This window comes from Pseudomonas sp. GW822-FHT06B12, from assembly GCF_058799675.1.
The window spans coordinates 33,790-53,963 of the sequence record NZ_JBXALR010000012.1 but is presented as its reverse complement, the minus strand read 5'-3'; the positions used below and the strand labels follow the sequence as shown (position 1 = coordinate 53,963).

Annotated in this window: 17 protein-coding genes; 5 read left to right on the top strand and 12 right to left on the bottom strand. The window is 59.9% G+C overall.

Translation table 11 applies throughout. The annotated features are described in order from the left end of the window. Positions 1 to 22: 22 nt before the first annotated feature. Positions 23 to 1,750 carry a ShlB/FhaC/HecB family hemolysin secretion/activation protein gene (locus AC1RKH_RS23165; RefSeq protein WP_493063830.1) on the bottom strand — a complete coding sequence of 576 codons (1,728 nt, stop codon included), beginning with the start codon at positions 1,748 to 1,750 and terminating at the stop codon, positions 23 to 25. 299 nt (positions 1,751 to 2,049) lie between these two features. Between AC1RKH_RS23165 and AC1RKH_RS23160 the strand changes: the two genes are divergently transcribed. Both AC1RKH_RS23160 and AC1RKH_RS23155 read left to right on the top strand, forming a co-directional pair. Then, positions 2,050 to 3,177 (top strand): HlyD family secretion protein, encoded by a 1,128-nt coding sequence (locus AC1RKH_RS23160; protein WP_493063831.1) that lies wholly within the window; start codon positions 2,050 to 2,052, stop codon positions 3,175 to 3,177. Next, positions 3,174 to 4,766: a DHA2 family efflux MFS transporter permease subunit gene (locus tag AC1RKH_RS23155; RefSeq protein WP_493063832.1), complete on the top strand. Its 1,593-nt coding sequence runs from the start codon at positions 3,174 to 3,176 to the stop codon at positions 4,764 to 4,766. The genes AC1RKH_RS23160 and AC1RKH_RS23155 overlap by 4 nt, the downstream gene beginning before the upstream one ends. Positions 4,767 to 4,773: 7 nt before the next feature. Here AC1RKH_RS23155 and AC1RKH_RS23150 read toward each other — a convergent pair whose 3' ends face one another. Continuing rightward, positions 4,774 to 5,214, bottom strand: coding sequence for a carboxymuconolactone decarboxylase family protein (locus tag AC1RKH_RS23150; protein WP_123426601.1), 441 nt, complete (start codon positions 5,212 to 5,214; stop codon positions 4,774 to 4,776). Between the two features lie 442 nt (positions 5,215 to 5,656). Here AC1RKH_RS23150 and AC1RKH_RS23145 point away from each other — a divergent pair, with 442 nt between their 5' ends. Further along, complete coding sequence (locus AC1RKH_RS23145) at positions 5,657 to 6,037, top strand: DUF6124 family protein (protein WP_493063833.1); 381 nt, start codon at positions 5,657 to 5,659, stop codon at positions 6,035 to 6,037. Positions 6,038 to 6,336: 299 nt separating this feature from the next. Here the strand turns inward: AC1RKH_RS23145 and AC1RKH_RS23140 are convergent, their stop codons facing one another. From AC1RKH_RS23140 to AC1RKH_RS23125, 4 genes are all read right to left on the bottom strand, one after another. After that, positions 6,337 to 7,773: a mechanosensitive ion channel domain-containing protein gene (locus AC1RKH_RS23140; protein ID WP_493063834.1), complete on the bottom strand. Its 1,437-nt coding sequence runs from the start codon at positions 7,771 to 7,773 to the stop codon at positions 6,337 to 6,339. A 243-nt stretch (positions 7,774 to 8,016) separates the two neighbouring features. Beyond that, on the bottom strand, positions 8,017 to 8,643 hold the full coding sequence (gene ycaC, locus AC1RKH_RS23135; RefSeq protein WP_493063835.1) for an isochorismate family cysteine hydrolase YcaC: 627 nt from the start codon (positions 8,641 to 8,643) through the stop codon (positions 8,017 to 8,019). Between the two features lie 57 nt (positions 8,644 to 8,700). Next, positions 8,701 to 9,384 carry an isochorismatase family protein gene (locus tag AC1RKH_RS23130; protein ID WP_123426606.1) on the bottom strand — a complete coding sequence of 228 codons (684 nt, stop codon included), beginning with the start codon at positions 9,382 to 9,384 and terminating at the stop codon, positions 8,701 to 8,703. Positions 9,385 to 9,478: 94 nt separating this feature from the next. After that, the gene (locus AC1RKH_RS23125; RefSeq protein WP_493063836.1) at positions 9,479 to 10,345 is read right to left on the bottom strand and encodes a pirin family protein; all 867 of its coding nucleotides are present in this window, start codon (positions 10,343 to 10,345) and stop codon (positions 9,479 to 9,481) included. Positions 10,346 to 10,453: 108 nt separating this feature from the next. Between AC1RKH_RS23125 and AC1RKH_RS23120 the strand changes: the two genes are divergently transcribed. Both AC1RKH_RS23120 and dkgB read left to right on the top strand, forming a co-directional pair. Then, the gene (locus tag AC1RKH_RS23120; protein ID WP_123426608.1) at positions 10,454 to 11,359 is read left to right on the top strand and encodes a LysR substrate-binding domain-containing protein; all 906 of its coding nucleotides are present in this window, start codon (positions 10,454 to 10,456) and stop codon (positions 11,357 to 11,359) included. Positions 11,360 to 11,519: 160 nt separating this feature from the next. Next, entirely contained in the window at positions 11,520 to 12,323 is an 804-nt protein-coding gene (gene dkgB / locus AC1RKH_RS23115; RefSeq protein WP_493063837.1) for a 2,5-didehydrogluconate reductase DkgB, read from the top strand. Positions 12,324 to 12,333: 10 nt separating this feature from the next. On the opposite strand, the gene AC1RKH_RS23110 is transcribed toward dkgB, so the two are convergent. From AC1RKH_RS23110 to AC1RKH_RS23085, 6 genes are all read right to left on the bottom strand, one after another. Next, the gene (locus AC1RKH_RS23110) at positions 12,334 to 15,579 is read right to left on the bottom strand and encodes a transporter substrate-binding domain-containing protein (RefSeq protein ID WP_493063838.1); all 3,246 of its coding nucleotides are present in this window, start codon (positions 15,577 to 15,579) and stop codon (positions 12,334 to 12,336) included. Then, positions 15,580 to 16,227, bottom strand: a complete 648-nt coding sequence (locus tag AC1RKH_RS23105) for a response regulator (RefSeq protein WP_493063839.1) — start codon at positions 16,225 to 16,227, stop codon at positions 15,580 to 15,582. 150 nt (positions 16,228 to 16,377) lie between these two features. Next, positions 16,378 to 16,812, bottom strand: a complete 435-nt coding sequence (locus tag AC1RKH_RS23100) for a response regulator (protein ID WP_493063840.1) — start codon at positions 16,810 to 16,812, stop codon at positions 16,378 to 16,380. A gap of 195 nt (positions 16,813 to 17,007) precedes the next feature. After that, positions 17,008 to 17,724: an MgtC/SapB family protein gene (locus tag AC1RKH_RS23095; protein ID WP_493063841.1), complete on the bottom strand. Its 717-nt coding sequence runs from the start codon at positions 17,722 to 17,724 to the stop codon at positions 17,008 to 17,010. Positions 17,725 to 17,950: 226 nt separating this feature from the next. Beyond that, positions 17,951 to 18,685: a thioesterase II family protein gene (locus AC1RKH_RS23090; protein ID WP_493063842.1), complete on the bottom strand. Its 735-nt coding sequence runs from the start codon at positions 18,683 to 18,685 to the stop codon at positions 17,951 to 17,953. 196 nt (positions 18,686 to 18,881) lie between these two features. Further along, a complete protein-coding gene (locus tag AC1RKH_RS23085) occupies positions 18,882 to 20,060 on the bottom strand; it encodes an MFS transporter (protein ID WP_493063843.1) in 1,179 nt (392 codons plus the stop codon). Positions 20,061 to 20,174 lie beyond the last annotated feature (114 nt).

Sequence of the window (20,174 nt, the reverse complement as noted above, 5' to 3'; positions counted from 1 at the left end):
AGGCTGTCGGGGGTGGCCGTTTTCATATCTGCAGGCCCAGGCGCATCAGCCAGGTTTCGGGCTCATTCCCAAAGCCTTTGGGGGTGTTGAGGCTGCGTTGGTAATCGAAGTCGACTTGCAGGTTTTTCCAGCTCAGGTTGAGCCCGGCACTGGCACCGCTCAGCCGTTGGCTCTGCGCCCCTTGATCGGCCTTGAGCCAACCGTTGTCCAGACCCAGGCGCGGGGTGATTTGCACTGGCAGGCCGCTGTTCAGCGGCAAGCGCAGCGTGTTGCGCCAGATCGCCCCGGTAGCGCCGGATGCGCTGTTTTCGCGGTAGCCGCGGACAGCAGAATCATCGGTGCCCAGCAGTTGCTCGATGGCGGGCAACGGATCGGGGCTGTATTGCAGCGAGAGCTGGCTCTGCCACTGCCAGGCCTGCCCGGCGAACTGGCCATTGCGCCACTGGCTGAGGTTCGCGCGGTATTTGCGAAACTGCGCTTTGGGCAGGTTGCTGTTCTGGCGCTGGGCATCGTCGTCGGCGCCCCACCAATGCAGCCCTTGGGCGTAGTTGATGTCGAGGTTCCACACTGCGCTGTTGAGCCAGAACAGGTTCAACCCGGCTTCGGCCACGGTCAGCGTCGGGCTCTGAATGCCGAGGCGAATGTTCTCCAGATAACTGTCGACGTCCTTGTGCGCCAGTTGCAGATTGGCACTGAGCTGGTGACCCTGATCACGCCACAACACGCGGTCGGCGCGTAGGCTGAGCTGGTCGGTCAGCCCGCTGCTGTACAACGTGGTAGTGCTCAGTTTGAACGGTGCGCGGTACTCGGCATGACTGGCGAACAGGCTGTAGGTCCAGTAACCGTAAGGGATGGCGTAATACAGGCTGGCGTTACGGCTGTAACGCGGGCCATGGTTGAGGGTGTCGCTGAGATTGATGCTGAGCAGGTCGTTGAGCTGCAACGGGCTGTCCAGACTCAGGCTTAACGTGTCGCGATCGCGTCCGGTGCTGGCGCTTCCGAGGTTGTCCAGGCCCAGCCCCAACGCCCAGCGCGAGGCTGCACTGCTGCGCGAACGCAAAATGATCCGCGAAGCTCCAGGCTGGCTGCCGGGGGCAATGTCGGCCGTCAGATCGAGCGAACGCAAGCGGTTCAACTGATCCAGACCCTGCTCCAGATCGCGCAGGTTCAGCGGCTTGCCGAGCATGCCGGGAAAGGCCCCGCCCAATGAGACCGGCAGGCTCTGATCCTGCAGTTCGATGGACTCGACGTAACCTTCATCGACCCGAATATCCAGCGACTGACCGGCCGCCGGAGCGCTGACCAGGTACGGCCGACTGGCGATGTAACCAGCGTCGACGTACAAGCGGGTGATGGTCGCCAGCAGGTGATTGATCTGGCCAACCCCCATGCACGAAGCGATCTGCGGCTTGAGTTGCGCGTTCAGTTCACGGCTGTTCAACAGCGTGACGCCGCCAATACGCGTCCCGCTCAAGGGCCAGCAACGTTCATCGGCAGTGACCTGCGCAGGCAACGCCGGAGTACCTGGCGCCGGTCCAAAGCTACCGCGTTCCAATTGGCGGCGACGTTGTTCCAGTTGCAGTTGTTGCAGATCGCGTTGTTGCTGCTGTTGCTGACGCAGCCCTTCCTGGCCGAGTGCCGAGGGTTCTGCAGCCTGGAGCGCAGCGATGCTCAGGCTCAGCAGCGCGGCCAACAAACGTGGAAAGAATGGGCTGGAAAAACGCGGGACAACGGAAAGCGAAAACGGCACTCAACATCCTTGCATTCGATTAACTGGCCTAATGCCACGCTATCAATAGGCGTGATAGTCAAACCCTGACTTCACAAATGCAAGGCGCTTCCTACGTAGTATTTAATAATTAAACATCACTACAGTTTTCGCCGATCAGGCCGTGTGGCTCGCACGCCTGCTCAAAAACACCGCCTATCAAAAGCGTCCACCCAGGATGATCGGCACCCGACGAGCGGCCAAAAAAATCAATTGTCAGAAAATATTACCTGCGTCATATTACGTTCGTAATAACGACTGATACCCCATAGGGGATTGCCATGACCAGCCTGAACGCCGTTGATCCTTCCCTCGCAGTGCAACCTGCGCGCCCTCCTTTGCTCAAGCGCTTACTGCTCGCCGTTGCGGGCCTCATTGCTCTGGCGTTGATCGCCCTCTACGGTTCGCACTGGTGGACCAGCGGCCGCTTTATCGAAGAAACCGACGACGCCTACATCGGTGGCGACGTGACGGTGATCGGGCCAAAGGTCGCAGGCTATGTCGAAGAAGTGCTGGTGACCGACAACCAGCGCGTCAAGGCTGGCGACCTACTGATACGCCTCGATTCACGCGACTATCGCGCCAGCCTGGCCAAGGCCGAAGGCGCCGTTGCAGCGGAGGAAGCGCTGCTGGCCAACCTCGATGCCACAGAGCAATTGCAACACGCGGTGATCGGTCAGGCGCGCGCCGGGATTGATGCCGCAGGCGCGGAAACCGCCCGTTCGCGGGATGACAATGCCCGCTACAAACAACTGGTCGGCAGTAATGCGGTGTCGGTGGAAAGTGCGCAACGCGCCGATGCCACCTTCAAGACGGCTCAAGCGCAGAGTGCCCGGGCACAAGCCGAATTGCTCGCGACGCAACGGCAACTGGACGTGATCGCGACCCGCAAGCAACAAGCCAAAGCGGCGTTGATGCAGGCGCGTGCCGAACGTGATCTGGCGCAATTGAACCTCGGTTACACCGAACTGCGCGCACCGGTCGACGGAGTGATCGGCAACCGCCGGGCACGGGTTGGCGCCTATGCCCAGGCCGGCTCGCAATTGCTCTCGGTGGTACCGGCCAGCGGACTGTGGGTCGATGCCAACTTCAAGGAAGATCAGCTGGCGCACATGGTGCCGGGCCAGCGCGTGAGCATTCATGCCGACGTGCTTTCGGGCCGCGAATTCCATGGTCATCTGGACAGCCTGGCGCCAGCCACTGGCGCGCAGTTCAGCGTGCTGCCGCCGGAAAACGCCACCGGCAACTTCACCAAAATCGTCCAGCGGGTGCCGGTGCGGATCCTCCTTGATCCGGCCGATGGCGTACTCGGCCAGTTGCGTCCGGGGCTGTCGGTGACCGCGTCGGTTGATACCAAAACCGCGCCCAAGGAAACGACTGTTGCCATAGCCCAGGCCAGCGCACCATGAGCCGCGCCCTCACTGCCCAGGCGCAACCGTTCGATGCCGCGAACATGGCGACGGCGACCAAGGTATTTGCCTTCGCCACGATGTGCATCGGCATGTTCATCGCGCTGCTGGATATCCAGATCGTTTCGGCCTCGCTGCGTGACATCGGCGGCGGGCTCTCGGCCGGCACCGACGAAACCGCTTGGGTACAGACCAGTTACCTGATCGCCGAAATCATCGTGATTCCGTTGTCGGGCTGGCTGTCGCGAGTGTTTTCCACCCGTTGGCTGTTCTGCGTTTCGGCCGTCGGTTTTACCCTGGCCAGCCTGCTCTGCGGCGCGGCCTGGAACATCCAGAGCATGATCGCCTTTCGTGCCCTGCAAGGCTTTCTTGGCGGCTCGATGATCCCGCTGGTGTTCACCACTGCGTTCTTTTTCTTCACCGGCAAACAACGGGTCATCGCCGCCGCGACCATCGGCGCCGTGGCCTCGTTGTCACCGACATTAGGGCCAGTCATCGGTGGCTGGATCACTGATGTGTCATCCTGGCATTGGTTGTTTTACATCAACCTGGTGCCGGGGATTTTCGTCGCCGTCGCGGTGCCGATGCTGGTGAAAATCGACCAGCCGGAATTGTCTCTGCTCAAGGGCGCGGATTACCTGAGCATGGTGTTCATGGCGCTGTTTCTCGGTTGCCTGGAGTACACCCTGGAAGAAGGTCCACGCTGGAACTGGTTCAGCGATCAGACGATTCTGACCACCGCGTGGATCTCCGGGCTGGCAGGCCTGGCGTTTATCGGCCGGAGCTTGCACGTCGCTAACCCGATCGTTGATCTGCGGGCGCTGAAAGACCGCAACTTTGCCCTCGGCTGCTTCTTTTCATTCGTCACCGGGATCGGCCTGTTCGCGACTATTTACCTGACGCCGCTGTTTCTTGGGCGAGTGCGCGGCTACAGCGCACTGGACATTGGCCTGGCAGTATTTTCCACCGGGGTGTTCCAGATCATGGCGATTCCGCTGTATGCCTTTCTGGCCAACCGCGTCGACCTGCGCTGGATCATGATGGCCGGCCTTGGGTTGTTCGCGTTGTCGATGTGGGATTTCAGCCCGATCACCCATGACTGGGGCGCCAGGGAATTGATACTGCCGCAAGCCTTGCGTGGGATTGCCCAGCAACTGGCAGTGCCACCGGCGGTCACGCTGACCCTCGGCGGGTTGGCCCCAGCGCGGTTGAAGCATGCGTCGGGGTTGTTCAATCTGATGCGCAACCTGGGGGGTGCGATCGGCATCGCCGCCTGCGCAACGATCCTCAATGACCGCACCAACCTGCATTTCACTCGGCTGGCCGAGCACCTGAACAGTAGCAATGAAGCCATGAACCAGTGGCTATCACAGGTCGGCAGCAACTTTGCCGCCCTCGGTCAGAGCGGCGACGCGGGCGTGACTGCCAGCCTGCACCAACTGTGGCTGCTGACCTACCGCGAAGCCCAGACGCAAACCTATGGCGACGCGTTCCTGATGATCATGGTCTGTTTCATTATCGCGACGCTGATGGTGCCCTTGATGCGCAAGGTGCAACCACCGGCCGCACCGTCAGCAGACGCCCATTGATCGCGGATCAGGCCTGCGGCATTTTGCGGAAACCCACCGCTAGGCGATTCCAGCTGTTGATAGTGGTAATCGCCACGGTGAGATCGACCATTTCCTTGGGCGTGAATTGCGCGGCGGCCATTTCGTAGTCTTCGTCCGGGGCGTGGGTCAGGCTGAGCTGGGTCAGGGATTCGGTCCAGGCCAGGGCCGCACGCTCGCGGTCGCTGAAGAACGGGGCTTCGCGCCAGGCGGTAACGGCGAACAGGCGACGTGGAGTTTCACCGTCCTTTATGGCATCGGCGGTGTGCATGTCGATGCAGAACGCGCAGCCGTTGATCTGCGAAGCACGCAGCTTGACCAGTTCGATCAGCGACTTTTCCAACGGCAGCTTGGAGACCGCGGTTTCCAGCGCGATCATGGCTTTAAGGGCATCCGGCGAGGCGGTGTAGAAATCGGCTCGAGATTGCATGGTGAACTCCGTAGCAAGTGGGGATGCGCCATACGGTAGCGCCACTGGCCATTGGCACAAATAGCCAATTATTCAGAAGTCGAGGTAGCCAATCCGTGGGAACCGGCTTGCCTACGAAGACGTTACAACAGGCTACAACACCTTGCGTCACGGCCTACACCTGCGCCAGAATCCGCCGGCTTGTGCGCCTTGGCCCTGGCTTCTATTGTTCTCCTGTCGCTGCCCATCAGCGATCGGGTTTAGCAGCTCGGAGGTTTCACGTAGGTGCACTGCACTCCAGAAATTCAGGTATTCCCTATCCCTGAACGCTATGGTGGCTGTGCGCAGGGCGCCCTCGGGCGCGCCGGTTTTTCGTGATTCCTCCCGGTCTGCTAACCTGCGTACAGCCGCCACCCTCGTTTAGCAGCGAATCGGTGGTAGCTCCAAATAGGAAATCACGAGAATGTTCAAACCAACTCCAAATCCCCCTGAAACAGAAAGCGATCCCGTTTCCCCCTACGCCTCTCTCGATTCAAAAGAACTCCACGCCGCCGCTCACCGTGCGCTCGATCATTACCTGGTGCTGCCCGAGACCAAGGCATTGTTAGCCGACCGCCGTCCCGGCTGCATTTTCGTCATCGCCCCCGACGTCGACAGCGAAACCCTGCTGGCCCACGCCTGCGAAACCCTCGCTTCGGTGAATGTCATGGCCAGCGATTTGGCATTTGAGCTCGAAGGCCCCAAGCGCAATACCGCGCTGGCGATTCAACAGATGATTTCTCTGGCCGAGTTGACAGTGAATCGCGCGCTGGACCACCTCGATCCACCGGATTCACCGGAGTAACGGCCAACGCCGTGAGGCCTTGTGGGAGCGAGCTTGCTCCGGGCGGCGATCCGACGATGACGGTTTTACATTCAGCATCAATGGTTACTGTCACACCGCTATCGCGAGCAAGCTCGCTCCCACATTCGATCCTTGCTGTTTCGAACTTTGTGTTCACTTAACTGACTGGCATTAGGGCTGCCCCCTCGCCACAGGCCGGTAGCACGCACAGACCACACAAAACCCGCCATCCTTTCGCAAGGCTGGCGGGTTTTTGATTGCTCTCACGAGTGAGAACACTGTGAAGGCCTCGTAACGAACTACGCACGGCTACGCAACCACTGCAAGAAGCCCTTCTTCTCGACAACCTTCGGCACTTCCTGCGTCAGGGTTTGTGCGGTGTGCAAGCGGAAATCCAGCAATGCTTGCATCGCTTCGTTGATGTCATGACGGGCGTCGAGGCAGGGTTTGAGGTATTCCTTTTCGATCCGGTACAGGGTGCAGAAGGTCTTGGCCGAAAAGTCCGCCGGCACCGATTTATCCGAAAGGATGCCGGCCTCGCCGATCACCTCGCCCGGCCCCATGCGCCCAGCTTCGAACTTGTTGCCGCCACGGCTCAAGGCTACCGACACCACGCCCGACTCGATGATGAACAGGTGATCGCTGACCTCGCCAGCCGGCAGGATCATTTCCCCGGCTCGGAAGGTGACGAGCTTCATGTTCTGGCTGAAAGTGTCTTTCTCTTCCTGACGCAAAGTCGAGAAAATACTCGAGCTTTCCAGCAACGCCCTTGGCCGCGAAAGGCCGAGCGGTGTCGACGTCTCCCCTGTCGACAACAGGCTGACACCCGATGCACGCAAATGCCGGAAAGCCAGATCGAACAGCAGATTGCGCACTTCGCGCTTTTGCCCCATGGACGATACAAACCCGATGATCTCGTACTCCACGCCACTGGCACTGGAGCTTTTCAAGGAAACGCTCGGCGCCGGCTTGCTGAGCAGTGGCCGGCAACCCTGCATCGCCCGCTCCAACGCTTCGATCACCGTGTGCGGGCGCGAGTGGGGGCTGACTTGCAGGCTGATCGTAATGCCGAATATGTCGCTGGGCCGGCTGAAGTTGATGATCTTGGCCTTTGCCGCCAATGAGTTGGGAATCACCGCCATGCTGCCCTGTGAGGTTTGCAAGCGCGTGGCACGCCAATCGATGTCGGTGACCCGGCCTTCGGTGCCGTCGATGGAGATCCAGTCATCCAATTGATAGGGTTTGGTGGTGTTGAGCACGATGCCGGAAAACACGTCGCTGAGGGTACTCTGCAATGCCAGGCCGACGATGATCGCCAAGGCACCGGAAGTCGCGAGCACGCCTTTGACCGGCAGGTCGAGCACATACGCGAGGGCAGCAATGATCGCGATCAGGAAAATCACCGCACCAAGCAAATCCTGCAACAGCCGGCCGGTATGCCCGACCCGTTGCATCATCACCGTGCCGAGCAATACCGTCAGGGTCCGCGCGCCAAACAGCCACCAACCAATCTGCAATCCGGTCGCGGCCAGATGCAGCGGCACGTTCTCCGGCCAGGGCGCCACGTCCATCGGGTTCATGCCTTCGTTGAACAACACGGCGCTGAACAACGCAAAAATCACCAGCCGCATGACCAACTGCCAGTGACTGACACTGATCAACCGCCACAGCAGGATGTCGACCAGAATCAGCGCCAGGGCGCAGAACATTGGGTGATCGGTGAGAAGTGACAACATCAAGCAACTCCAGCAAAGCCAATGGCGTGAAGATCGCACAGATTGGGCACAGTGTAGGAGTGTTTGATTGTGAGATGAACGCAACCTGCAAAACACCACAAAACCAATGTGGGAGCGAGCCTGCTCGCGATAGCGGTCTGACAGTCACTGTATAGGTGTCTGTTCCACCGTCATCGCGAGCAGGCTCGCTCCCACAGTTGAGCGTTGGCGTATACAGAATCTGTGTACGCCACCCGACCATTGTTACTTGGCGTTGGTCAGGGTGTTATAGCTGGTCATCAGGTTGCGGTAATCCGGAATGTGGTTGGAGAACAAAGTCGCCAGCCCTTCCACGTCGTTGCGCCAGTCGCGGTGCAACTCGCACGCCAGGCCGAACCAGGTCATCAATTGTGCCCCCGAGGACGACATACGGTCCCAGGCCGAATGCCGGGTCACTTCGTTGAAGGTACCGGAAGCATCCGTGACCACGAACACCTCAAAGCCTTCAGCCAGGGCCGACAGCGCCGGGAACGCTACGCAAACTTCGGTTACCACACCGGCGATGATCAGTTGCTTCTTGCCGGTGGCCTTGATCGCCTTGACGAAGTCTTCGTTGTCCCAGGCATTGATCTGGCCAGGGCGAGCGATGTACGGCGCTTCTGGAAACAGTGCCTTGAGCTCCGGCACCAGCGGGCCGTTGGGGCCGGTTTCGAAACTGGTGGTGAGGATGGTCGGCAGCTTGAAGTACTTGGCCAGATCAGCCAGCGCCAGCACGTTGTTCTTGAACTTGTCCGGTTCGATGTCGCGGACCAGCGACAGCAGGCCAGCCTGATGATCGACCAACAGAACGGCGGCGTTGTTTTTGTCCAGACGTTTGTAAGAGGTAGTCATTGCAGTAGTCCTCGCTTTTTATCGATGCCGAGTGGAATCGGCGTGGGGGTTGTTCGGTTAGCGCTGGGAATCCAGCACTTCGTGTTCATTCGCCACTTGCTGGGCCTTGAGGTAACTCTCGATCAGCAATTGATAATGCGGCATGGCCTGGGCGTAGACAGCGGCCCACTGCTCGGCGTCCGGGCGGTTCCACGAACCTTGCAGCTCAGAGAGCGTAGCCATGATGTCGATCGGCACCACCCCGGCCTGGGCCAAACGGGCAATTGTCAGATCAGTGGCCAGTTTCGAGTGGTTACCGGAGGCATCGACCACCGCGAATACTTTGTAGCCTTCGTGCACCGCCGCAATGGACGGGAATGCCAGGCAAACGCTGGTCAACGTGCCGGCAATCACCAGGGTTTTCTTGCCGGTGGCTTTGACTGCCGCATGAAATTGCGGGTTGTCCCAGGCATTGATTTCACCTTTGCGCGCCACGTACTGAGCGTGCGGCGCCTCTTGGTGAATCTCCGGAATCAACGGTCCGTTCGGCCCTTGCGGTACGGAAGCCGTGGTGATCACCGGCATCTTCAGCAGGGTCGCGGCTTTGGCCAGGGCGATGGCGTTGGCGCGCAGTTGCGGGACGTCCATATCTTTGACGATCTGGAACAGTCCGCTCTGGTGATCGATCAACAGCAATGCGCTGTCGTTCGGGTCGATGGTCGGTTTCAGGCCGTTGAAGTTGGCCGCATTGATCGTGCTCATGAGCGTTTCCTCTTTCTTTCAGGCAACAGCCATCCCTGGCCTGTGAACCGGCCTACGTATCCTGTGTAGAGCGGGGTTTTAAACGTGAGTGCTGTTAACCGTGCATCCGGCCGAACTGACCGGACTGGAAGTCGGCGAAGGCCTGATGAATCTCTTGCTCGGTGTTCATCACGAACGGGCCGTGACCGACGATCGGCTCGTCGATCGGTTCACCGCTGAGCAGCAGCACCACCGCATCGTTGTTGGCTTCCAGGCTGAGTTGGTCGCCAGTGCGCTCGAACAACGCCAACTGCCCTTCGCGAACCAGCTCCAGGCCATTGACCTGAACCGTGCCGCGCAACACCACCAGCGCCGTGTTGCGACCTTCGTGCAGATCCAGGTTCAGCAACTTGCCGGCGTTCAGGCGGATGTCCCAGACGTCGATCGGGGTGAAGGTCTTCGCAGGCCCCCGCAGGCTATCGAACTCACCGGCTATCAAGCGCAGGCTGCCGGCCTTGTTCTTGAGCGCAATGCTTGGGATATCACCGTCGAGAATGGTCTGGTAACCGGCCTCGGCCATTTTGTCCCTGGCCGGCAGGTTGACCCACAGCTGGACCATTTCCAGAGTGCCGCCGCTCCTGGCGAACGCTTCGGAGTGAAACTCTTCATGCAGAATTCCAGACGCTGCGGTCATCCATTGCACGTCGCCGGGACCGATTTTGCCGCCGCTGCCGGTGGAGTCACGGTGCTCCAGTTCGCCCTTGTAAACGATGGTCACGGTTTCGAAACCGCGGTGCGGGTGCTGGCCTACACCACGACGCGCCGTGGTCGGGGTGAATTCAGCCGGGCCGGCATGGTCGAGCAGCAGGAACGGGCTGATGTGTTTGCCCAGGTTGTCGTAGGAAAACAGCGTGCGAACCGGGAAACCGTCGCCCACCCAGTGCGCTTTTGGACTGGTGTAGATACCGATGATGTTTTTCATGGTGCCTCCGAATGTGGGTGAGTCAGAACATGGACAAAGCTTAAATCCGGCACCTTTGATGCGCTAGACTGCGAAAATCACTCTTAGCGTTCTATTTGGAGAACGACAGTGGAAGACCTGAACAGCCTTTACTACTTCACCCAAGTGGTCGAACACGGAGGTTTCGCCGCTGCCGGACGCGCGCTGGACATGCCCAAGTCGAAACTCAGCCGACGGATTTCCCAGCTCGAAGAACGCCTCGGTGTACGGCTGATCCATCGCACCAGTCGGCATTGTTCGCTTACTGACATTGGCCAGGCCTACTACCAGCGTTGCCTGGCCATGCGCGTGGAAGCCGAAAGCGCCGCGGAGCTGATCGAGCGCAACCGCTCCGAGCCTCAAGGGCTGGTACGCATCAGTTGTCCGACGGCGCTGCTTAATTCCTGGGTCGGGCCGATGCTGACGCGCTACATGCTCAAGTACCCGTTGGTGGAGTTGTTCATCGAGAGCACCAACCGCCGCGTGGACGTGATCCACGAAGGTTTCGACATCGCCCTGCGAGTGCGCTTTCCGCCCCTGGAAAACACCGACCTGGTAATGAAAGTACTGGGCAACAGTACCCAAAGCCTGGTGGGCTGCCCGGCCTTTCTCGAACGTTTGTCGTCACCCGCCTTGCCCGCCGACCTCAGTGGCTTGCCGAGCCTGCACTGGGGCGCCGCGCAACGTGAATACCAGTGGGAACTGTTCGGCCCGGACGCCGCCAGTGCGGTGATCCGCCATCATCCGCGGCTGGTCACCGACGATCTGATCGCCCTGCGCCAGGCGGTGCTGGCCGGTCTTGGTATCGCCCACTTGCCCGCCGTGGTGGTACGCGAGGATCTGGCCGCTGGCCGACTGGTCGAACTGGTGCCGGGCTGGGCACCCAAATGCGGGATCGTCCATGCCATCTTCCCTTCGCGCCGTGGTTTGCTGCCGTCGGTGCGAACGCTGATCGACTTCCTGGGTGAGGAGTTCAGCCAAAGCGATATTGCCTAGTAGCAGCTGCAAGTTTGAAGCTACAAGCGGCAAGAAGCTTGAAGCTGCTTCTATGATTCGTGACTTTGGGTAAAGAGTGCTTTGCCGATACAGCGGTTTTTCTCAAGGATGCAGACCGGGATACTCGTGGCCATTCCCGTCACAACCCCTGGAGTCACACATGTCTGTTCCCGCTTTCGGCCTCGGTACGTTTCGCCTGCAAGGCCAAGTGGTCATCGATTCGGTGAGCACTGGCCTTGAACTCGGTTACCGGCTGATCGATACCGCGCAGATCTACGACAACGAAGCCGATGTCGGCGAGGCCATCGCCGCCAGTGGCATTGCCCGCGAAGAACTGTTCATCACCAGCAAGATCTGGGTCGCCAATTTCGCCAAAGACCAGCTGATCGCCAGCCTGAAAGACAGCCTGCGCAAACTGAAAACCGATTACCTCGACCTGACACTGATCCACTGGCCATCCCCGGAAAACCAGGTGCCGGTGCACGAGTTCATGGGCGCCCTGCTGGAAGCCAAAGCGCTGGGCCTGACCCGGCAGATCGGGGTGTCGAACTTCACCGTCGACCTCATGCAACAAGCCATCGACGCGGTCGGCGCGCACAACATCGCGACCAATCAGGTTGAGCTGCACCCTTATCTGCAAAACCGCAAGGTGGTCGAGTTCGCCCAGCGCCAAGGTATTCAGATCACCTCCTACATGACCCTGGCCTATGGCGAAGTCCTGAAAGACCCGGTCATTCAACAGATCGCCGAACGTCATCAGGCAACTGCGGCGCAAGTCACGCTGGCCTGGGCCATGCAACTGGGTTACGCGGTGATTCCGTCGTCGACCCAGCGTGCCAACCTCGACAGCAACCTGGCCGCCCGCGACCTGACGTTGAGCGCTGCGGACATGGCGCTGATCGCCGGACTTGAACGCGGCCAGCGCCTGACCAGCCCGAAGGGTATCGCTCCCGACTGGGATTGAGCAGAACCGCTCAGCGTTGCGCCAGGTGCAGAGCCAAACGCTCCATGGCGTCTTGCAAGGCCTGCACCGCCTGGCTCAACAACGTGTGGTCGCGATGACCGCACGCGACCTCCAACTGCTCGCAACAGCGGACCAGGCGCTGCGCCTTGACCATCTGCGCACCGCCCTTGATCCGATGAGCCAGGTCACGCAAACCCATGCGATCACGTTGCCGGTAAAAGTCCTGCAATCGTGCCAGGTCCTCGGCGTTACTGGTGGCCAGGTCAGCCAGCAGTTTATTGATCAGACTGCGGTTGTCTCCGGCCAGTTGTTCAAGACTGCCGAGGTCGATCTCGGCACCGGCGGCCGGCGACGTTTCGCCCTGCGTCAGCGCACTCGTATTCGCTGCTTTGCCGGCCAACCGGGCCTTCAGATCGTGCAGGTTGATGGGTTTGAACAGGCAATCGTCCATCCCCGCTTCCATGCAGCGGATCTTTTCTTCGGGTTGGGCGTTGGCGGTGAAACCGAGAATCAGGCTGGGTGTATAGCCATTGGCCCGCTCCTCGTCACGAATCATCCCTGCCAACTCGTAGCCACTGAGGTTAGGCATATTGCAATCGCTGATCACCACGTCAAACGAATGCTCACGCCAGTATTCCAGCCCCTGTTCACCGTCGTTGGCCGCCAGCACACGGTGCCCCAGATAGCTCAACTGTTGTGACAGCAACAGGCGATTGGCCGGGTAGTCGTCAACCACCAGAATGTTCAACGAGCCGCCCTGCGCTGTCGGCGCAGTGTCGACTGTCGGCAGCTCGGCCAGCGGTTGCAGTTCCGGCACATCGAGGCTGATATCGATCTGGGTGCCAGTGCCCAGTACACTGCTCAAGTGCAATCGCCCGCCCATCATTTCGCACAGCGAACGGCTGATGACCAGGCCCAGCCCTGAGCCACTGCGGCCATCCTGTGTGCTATTGGCGGCCTGAACAAACGGACTGAACAGCCGCTGCTGGTCAATATGGCTGATGCCAATCCCGCTGTCCTCGATACGCAGGCTGATCGCCAAATTCCCGTGAACGGCGCCGGGTTCTACCCGCAGCGTCAGGCTGATCTGCCCGGTGCGGGTGAACTTGATCGCGTTACTCAGCAGGTTGGAAACGATCTGCTTGAAACGCATTGGGTCGATCAGTACGTCACAGTTGCTTCGCGCATCCAGTTCGACCTGCCAGAGCAGGTTCTTTTGCCGCGCCAGCCCCTCGAACACCTTGCTTACCGATTCAACCAAGGCCCGCAGATTCGCGCGCTCCGAGGTGAGGGACAAATGCCCCGATTCGATCCGCGAGATATCCAGAATGTCGCCGATCAACTCCAGCAACTGCTGCGCTGCATTCGACGCGACCTCAATCGCAAAACGGTCGGTAACACCCTCCTCGGCTCGCTTCATTGCCAGTTCGAGCATGCCGATCAGCGCATTCATCGGCGTACGAATTTCATGACTCATGGTTGCCAGGAAAGTCGTTTTGGCCCGGTTGGCATCGTCTGCCGCGTCCCGGGCTTGCTGCACTTGCTGCAGTAATTGCTGACGCTTGCGGATCAGGCTGCGCTGGTAGGCAATCCAGCCCAGCGCCAGCAGCAACAGCAGTCCCGCGGCCGCAAACCCCTGAATGAGGGTAGTGCGGTGACGCGACCAGTAGCTGTCATCCAGCGGCAGTTCGTTGCGCCAGCGGTTGGCCAACTCGTCCATTTCCTCAGGGGGAATGCTTAACAGGGCTTTATTGAGGATTGAGTAGAGCTCAAGGGCTCCGCGGTTGGTCGCAAAGCTGATGTGCGCCGGTTCAGTGCCGACCGTACTGGTGATCGCCAGAGCGTGGCGGTGCTCCCGAGCGATCAGGTAGCGAGCAATGATCAACGAACTTAACGCCGCATCGGCTTGACCCTTGATGACCAGATCCATGCCTTGGGCCGGAGTTTGCACATCAACGAAGCGCACACCGGGAACTCGCGCAAGAATGACCTCGCGCAGCGCGTGGCCACTGTAGATTGCCAGTCGCTTGCCGCTCATGTCGTCCAGCGTCGCCGGATCCCGAGCCCCGCCGGCACTGACCAGGACAAAGGGATTGATCAGATACGGTCGAGTGAAACGCAGTTCTGCCTGACGCTCGGTGCTCGGGGTAATCACTGCCAGCAGGTCGAGCCCGCCTTGTTTGACCTGCTCTATTTGTTGATACAACGAATTGCCGCGCACGAGTTCGAACTTCAGCCCGGTATGCAGGCTGATCCGGTCCAGGACCTGGGCGCTGAGGCCTCTGAACTCACCTTTATCGTCATAAAAAGACAACGGTGCAAAATTCTCGATGACCCCGACCCTGACTGACCGATGGCTATCCAGCCAGCGTTGTTCGCTGGCACTCAATTGCAAGCGTTGCACACCGCTGAAACTGCTGCCGGCACGCCAGCGGCGCAGGATGGTCATGCGCTCTTGCACGGGAATCGCCGCCAACGCGGCATCGATAATCCGCCGCAATCGAGGAGTGTCAGCACTCACGGCAAATCCGAACGCGTTGACGTCCAGCCGGGCGAACCCCGCCAACTGCACATTGTTCAGGTAACTGTTGTTGATCAGGTAGCTGGCACTGATGGAGTCGCCAAGGTAGGCATCGGCACCGCCGAAAGCCACGGCGCCGATGGCACTCAATGTCGAGGGGTACAGTTGCAGACGGGCCTGGGGGTAAACCGCTTCGACCGCTTCGGGTCGCAAGTAATGATCGAGCATCGCCACCCGCAGACCCGAAAGGTCCGCTGTCAGCCTGGCGCTGTCGCCCGTACGGGCGACCAGCGCCGGTGCGTCTTCGGCATAGGCCCGTGACATCAGCAACTGCGGATCGGCCGCTTCAAAGTCGTTGGCAGTGCCCAACAGATCGACATTGCCCTGCTTCAACGCGGCAATCACCTCTCCACGGGATCTGTAGCGTTTCACCTCGACCTTGATGTGCAGTAACTGGCTGAGCAAGAGCGCAAAATCAGCGGTGATGCCTTCCAGATACGTGTCGTTGATCGTCACCTCGAACGGCGCGTAATCGGGTGCCGAAGCGCCCAGTCGCAAGCGGCCCTGCTCGCGCAGCCAGCGCCAGTCGGCCTCTTCCAGCTCGACCTGGTAACCGTCGACGGTCGAACGCCCCTGCAGTTTCAGCAGCTGTGGTTTTGCGGCGAAGCTGTTCAGCGACCAGAAGGCGCTGAGCAACGTCAGGGCAATCAGCCATGTGCGCAGGTTCATGTGCATTCAGATCAGCTGATTGCGCTTGGCGAAATCCCTCAGGTGAACCAGGGACTGCACGTTGAGCTTTGCGATCAGACGGGTTTTGTAGGTACTGACGGTCTTGTGACTGAGGAACATGACCTCGGCGATCTCCTTGTTGCCAAAGCCAAGCGCCAGATATCGAAAGATGGTCAGTTCGCGATCGGAGAGTTTCTCGATCATCTGCAGTTCGTTGAGCTGCAGCGGGTCCAGGCTCACTGAGTTGCTGTCCAGCCGAGGGAAATAGGTGTAAGCGGACATCAACGCCTGAACGGCTTTACGCAGCTCTTGCAGGTCATTGGTTTTCGAGACGAAGCCCAAGGCCCCGGTTCTCATGCAGCGGTCGACATAAAACCTGGGCTCATAGGAAGTGAAGACCACAACCCGAGAAGGTGATTGATCGCGCTGTAGACGACTCAGCAATTCCAGCCCGCCAAGCCTGGGAATATTCAGATCCAGCACCACCAGGTCAGGTGACTGGGCGAGGATCGTTTGCAGGGCCTCTGCACCATCGGATGACTCCAGAATGGTCTGGAACATCACCCTGTCGCTGGAATCCCTGAGGGCCCCAAGCACCATTTTGACGGCGGCCCGAATAACCGGATGATCGTCAACGATCAGCGCTGAACTCATGGCAACTCCTGTAGAAACGCCTCCAAAATCCCGGCGTACCGCCCATGGCATTTGCCAAGGCTGACACAACGGCTGCGCAACGACTGTTGCACGAGAAACGGAGCGAAACTACCTGTCAGAATTGACAGTTCAGACGAACGGTCGTGTGGCTCAGGCGCGCAAACCGCCCTGCTGCCGGGCCTGTCCACGCTGGGAACCGTGAATCGGCATATCGACGCGATTCATCAGACCTTCGAGGGTTTCCTGGTCCGGTACGCGAGCCTGGCTGATCCGAACGTTGTGCCGCTGGACGGCGAACAACGCGGGCAATCCGGCTTTCTGGGCATCGTAGATCAACGTATGGCGGATTTGCTGGTTGTCCTGGCAGAAGGCCACCGGGTCGAGGCCGGTCCCGGTAAACAAGGTTGCATTGATGATGACCAGATCAAACGGCTCACAGCCGTATTCGACAACGCTGAGCAGCTCCGCAAGGGAGTGCACGGGAGCGATCCGGAAATAACCGAGCTGGTTCAGGTTGCGCTCGATTTTCATGCGATGAAAATGCTGCTCATCGGCGATCAGGATACGTAACGATTTATTCGGCATAGTAGATTGACCCTGCAATGACGGTGCGGCCGTTTGCGCCCACCCTTATCAAGAGCGCCTGAGACTAAGGGCAATGCCGCGGTATTTCTGTAGGACATTTCTGAAAGAAACAGTTCCATCTACTTTTATTTTTTTTGTTGTGACACCGATGACACCAGCAGCCAGCGCAGCAGGTCAGTGCCGCTCATCGATCGGTCACTCGGTAGTGCTCGGGCTCCAGAACGCTTGTTGCACCAGTGGTGAAATGGAGAGCCGCGCCACGAGCGCATCCAGCTCGTCGCCGTCCACCGAAGTCGTGGCCAGGGTGGCTTCGATTTCCACCTCGTCGTTGCCGAAGGCGTGCACGTCGACATCGCTGGCCGGGTAGTTGCTGCGTTCCAGCTCGGCTTCGAGCAGGGAAAACACCGCCTTTTGCTTCGAGCGCTGAGCGATGACGTAAACGATGTTCGTGACCTCGGCCGAGATCACGTCCAGTGGTTGACGGTTGATATTGTTGACGATTGGCCGCAGCAGGGTGTTCGCCGCCAGGACGAATACGGTGCCGAGCGCCGCTTCGAGCACCAGGTCGGCACCGGCGCAAGCACCGACGGCCGCCGAGGCCCACAGGGTGGCGGCGGTGTTCAGGCCGCGCACGTTGCCCTCCTCACGCATGATCACCCCGGCACCGAGAAAACCAATCCCGGACACCACGTAGGCCACCACCCGCACCGCCCCGTCGGCACCGCCGAGACGGTTGGCCATGTCGACGAAAATCGCCGCGCCGACCGCCACCAGCACGTTGGTCCGCAGCCCCGCCGTGCGTTGGCGGTACTGGCGCTCGAAGCCGATCAATCCGCCCAAGATGAACGCCGCGCTGAGGCTGACCAGGGTGTCGACCAGCGAGGTCAGGTTGATGTTGTCGATGGCTTGCATGAGCACTCTCCTTGTTAGCCTAAGCCCTTCGCAGGAACAAGGTTTGATTGTCCAGGGGTGCTGGCACCAAACACATACCACATCAAGGCGAGCATCAATATGTCAAAGACTGAACGCTCAGGGCATGAAACATAAAAAAGATCGCAGCCTTCGGCAGCTCCTACGGGGCGTATGCCATCCCAACGTAGGAGCTGCCGAAGGCTGCGATCTTTATAGGAAATGATAATTAACCGACGGCGACCATCGCATGCCGACGATGATGAACCTCCAGATAGCTCTGGATCGCCCGCAGCACTTGGGCTTCATGTTCATGAATGAAGAAGTGCCCGCCGGCCAGCATGTCCACCGAGAAACTGCCTTGGGTTTCCTTGCTCCAGCCAATCAATTGTTCGGAGCTGGCCCGGTCGGCCTTGCCACCGAACACGTGCACCGGGCATTTGAGTCGTGGGCGCTCAAGAGGCTGAAAACGCCCGCACAGCAAAAAATCCGCCCGCAGGATCGGCAAGGTCAGGTTCATCAGTTCTTCATTGGCCAGCACTTCTTCGCTAGTGCCACTGAGGCTGCGCAATTGCTCGATCAATTGGACGTCGGACTTGGGCTCGGAAAAGCCCCGGTCGTAGTCCGAACGCATCGTCGGCGCAGCCGTTCCGGAAGCGAACAGCGCCACTGGTTCCGGCGCGCCCAGCACCCGAAAAGCGTGGGCCATTTCACACGCCAGCAAGGCCCCGAGGCTATGACCAAATAACGCATAAGGCGTTTTCAAGGACGAACGTTGTTCCCTGGCCAGTTGCATCGCCAGTTCGCGCATGTCGGTCTGCAAGGGTTCGTCAAAACGCGCGCCCCGCCCCGGCAGCTCCACCGGTTTGACCTGCACCCATTCCGGCAGCTTGCGCCGCCAGCGGCTGTAAACCATGGCACTGGCGCCCGAATAGGGCAGGCACAGCAGTGTCAGCTGGGTCACCGCATTCCCCTCACTCAAGTTGTCTGAAAATAGTACGGATGACGCACAACACAAATTAGTCGCCATACCTGTGGGAGCGTGGCTTGCCCGCGATGAACGATGACGCGCAATGCCTGAAAAATCGCGGTGTTCGCTTCGCGGGCAAGCCACGCTCCCACAGGTACGGCGCCAGGTTGTGGATCTGAGTCAGTTGGCGCTAACGCTCATTGAGTCGGCGAAAACTCTGAACAGCCGAACCCAGCACCACGGCTCCCGCCGCAATCGACAGCCAGAACCCGCTGCGTGCGCCGAAGGCATCCACCAACCAGCCGGAACCCGCCGCACCGATAGCCACGCCAATGCTCAAACCGGTAATCAACCAGGTCAGGCCCTCCGTGAGCTTGGCCGGCGGCACAATGCGCTCCACCAGACCCATGGCGACAATCAGTGTCGGTGCAAAAGACAGCCCGGCGACAAACACCGCCAGCGACAACCCGAAAATGTTCCCCGCCCACAGCAACGGCAGCGTGGTCAGCGCCGTTGCCACCCCGCCGTACAGAAACAGCCGAGGCAACGGCACGTTGAATTTCAACGCCCCAAACGCCAACCCGGCCAGGCACGAACCGATGGCATACACCGACAACACGATACTCGCCGCTGCCGGCTGGCCCTGCTGCTGGGCGAAAGCCACGCTGACCACGTCCACCACCCCGACGATAGTGCCCATGGCGCCCATCAACAGCATCAACAGGCGTATATCCGCCGAACCCACCACCGAGCCCGGTTGATCTGCGTCATGCGGATGCACCGGCGGCTCAGTGCTACGTTGCAACACAAACGCCGTCACTCCAACCGCCAACATCAGCAACGCCGCCAACGGCCCGGCCTCGGGAAACACCCCCACGCACAGCCCCACCGACAGCGGCGGCCCGACGATAAAACACACCTCGTCGAGCACCGACTCCAGGGCATAGGCGGTTTGCAACTGCGGCTGACCGCGATACAGCTCGGTCCAGCGCGCCCGCACCATCGCTGACATGCTCGGCATGCAACCGGCCAGCGCGGCGAACACAAACAACGTCCAGTTCGGCGCTTGTAATCTTGTACACAGCAACAGCAGCAACAACGCGCCACCACCGATCAAAGCAGAGATCGGCAGCACCCGGCGCTGACCAAAACGGTCGACCATGCGCGATACCTGCGGCGCGCAAAACGCCGTGGCCAAGGCGAAGGTTGCCGCCACCGACCCGGCCAACGCGTAACCGCCCTGCAATTGCGAGAGCATGGTGATCAGGCCGATACCGGTCATCGAAATCGGCATGCGCGCAACCATCCCCGCCAGCACAAAGGCGCGGCTGCCGGGGGCGTTGAACAGCGCTCGATAAGGGTTTGCCATCAGGGGGGCCATCCTTTGCTGGGGTGTGCAACTTGCCATAAAGCGCCCGCCTGTAAAATCGGAAATTGCCGATTCGAGGGAGAGTCATGAGCCCGGTGAAAGGTTGAGGGAGGC

Excerpts from the sequence above, each read along its gene's own strand:
- AC1RKH_RS23095 (WP_493063841.1), bottom strand. The coding sequence starts at position 17,724 with ATGCAAGCCATCGACAACATCAACCTGACCTCGCTGGTCGACACCCTG.
- AC1RKH_RS23085 (WP_493063843.1), bottom strand. The coding sequence starts at position 20,060 with ATGGCAAACCCTTATCGAGCGCTGTTCAACGCCCCCGGCAGCCGCGCC.
- dkgB (WP_493063837.1), top strand. The coding sequence starts at position 11,520 with ATGTCTGTTCCCGCTTTCGGCCTCGGTACGTTTCGCCTGCAAGGCCAA.
- AC1RKH_RS23155 (WP_493063832.1), top strand. The coding sequence starts at position 3,174 with ATGAGCCGCGCCCTCACTGCCCAGGCGCAACCGTTCGATGCCGCGAAC.
- AC1RKH_RS23145 (WP_493063833.1), top strand. The coding sequence starts at position 5,657 with ATGTTCAAACCAACTCCAAATCCCCCTGAAACAGAAAGCGATCCCGTT.
- AC1RKH_RS23100 (WP_493063840.1), bottom strand. The coding sequence starts at position 16,812 with ATGCCGAATAAATCGTTACGTATCCTGATCGCCGATGAGCAGCATTTT.
- AC1RKH_RS23105 (WP_493063839.1), bottom strand. The coding sequence starts at position 16,227 with ATGAGTTCAGCGCTGATCGTTGACGATCATCCGGTTATTCGGGCCGCC.
- AC1RKH_RS23160 (WP_493063831.1), top strand. The coding sequence starts at position 2,050 with ATGACCAGCCTGAACGCCGTTGATCCTTCCCTCGCAGTGCAACCTGCG.
- AC1RKH_RS23125 (WP_493063836.1), bottom strand. The coding sequence starts at position 10,345 with ATGAAAAACATCATCGGTATCTACACCAGTCCAAAAGCGCACTGGGTG.
- AC1RKH_RS23110 (WP_493063838.1), bottom strand. The coding sequence starts at position 15,579 with ATGCACATGAACCTGCGCACATGGCTGATTGCCCTGACGTTGCTCAGC.
- AC1RKH_RS23140 (WP_493063834.1), bottom strand. The coding sequence starts at position 7,773 with ATGTTGTCACTTCTCACCGATCACCCAATGTTCTGCGCCCTGGCGCTG.
- AC1RKH_RS23130 (WP_123426606.1), bottom strand. The coding sequence starts at position 9,384 with ATGAGCACGATCAATGCGGCCAACTTCAACGGCCTGAAACCGACCATC.
- AC1RKH_RS23150 (WP_123426601.1), bottom strand. The coding sequence starts at position 5,214 with ATGCAATCTCGAGCCGATTTCTACACCGCCTCGCCGGATGCCCTTAAA.
- ycaC (WP_493063835.1), bottom strand. The coding sequence starts at position 8,643 with ATGACTACCTCTTACAAACGTCTGGACAAAAACAACGCCGCCGTTCTG.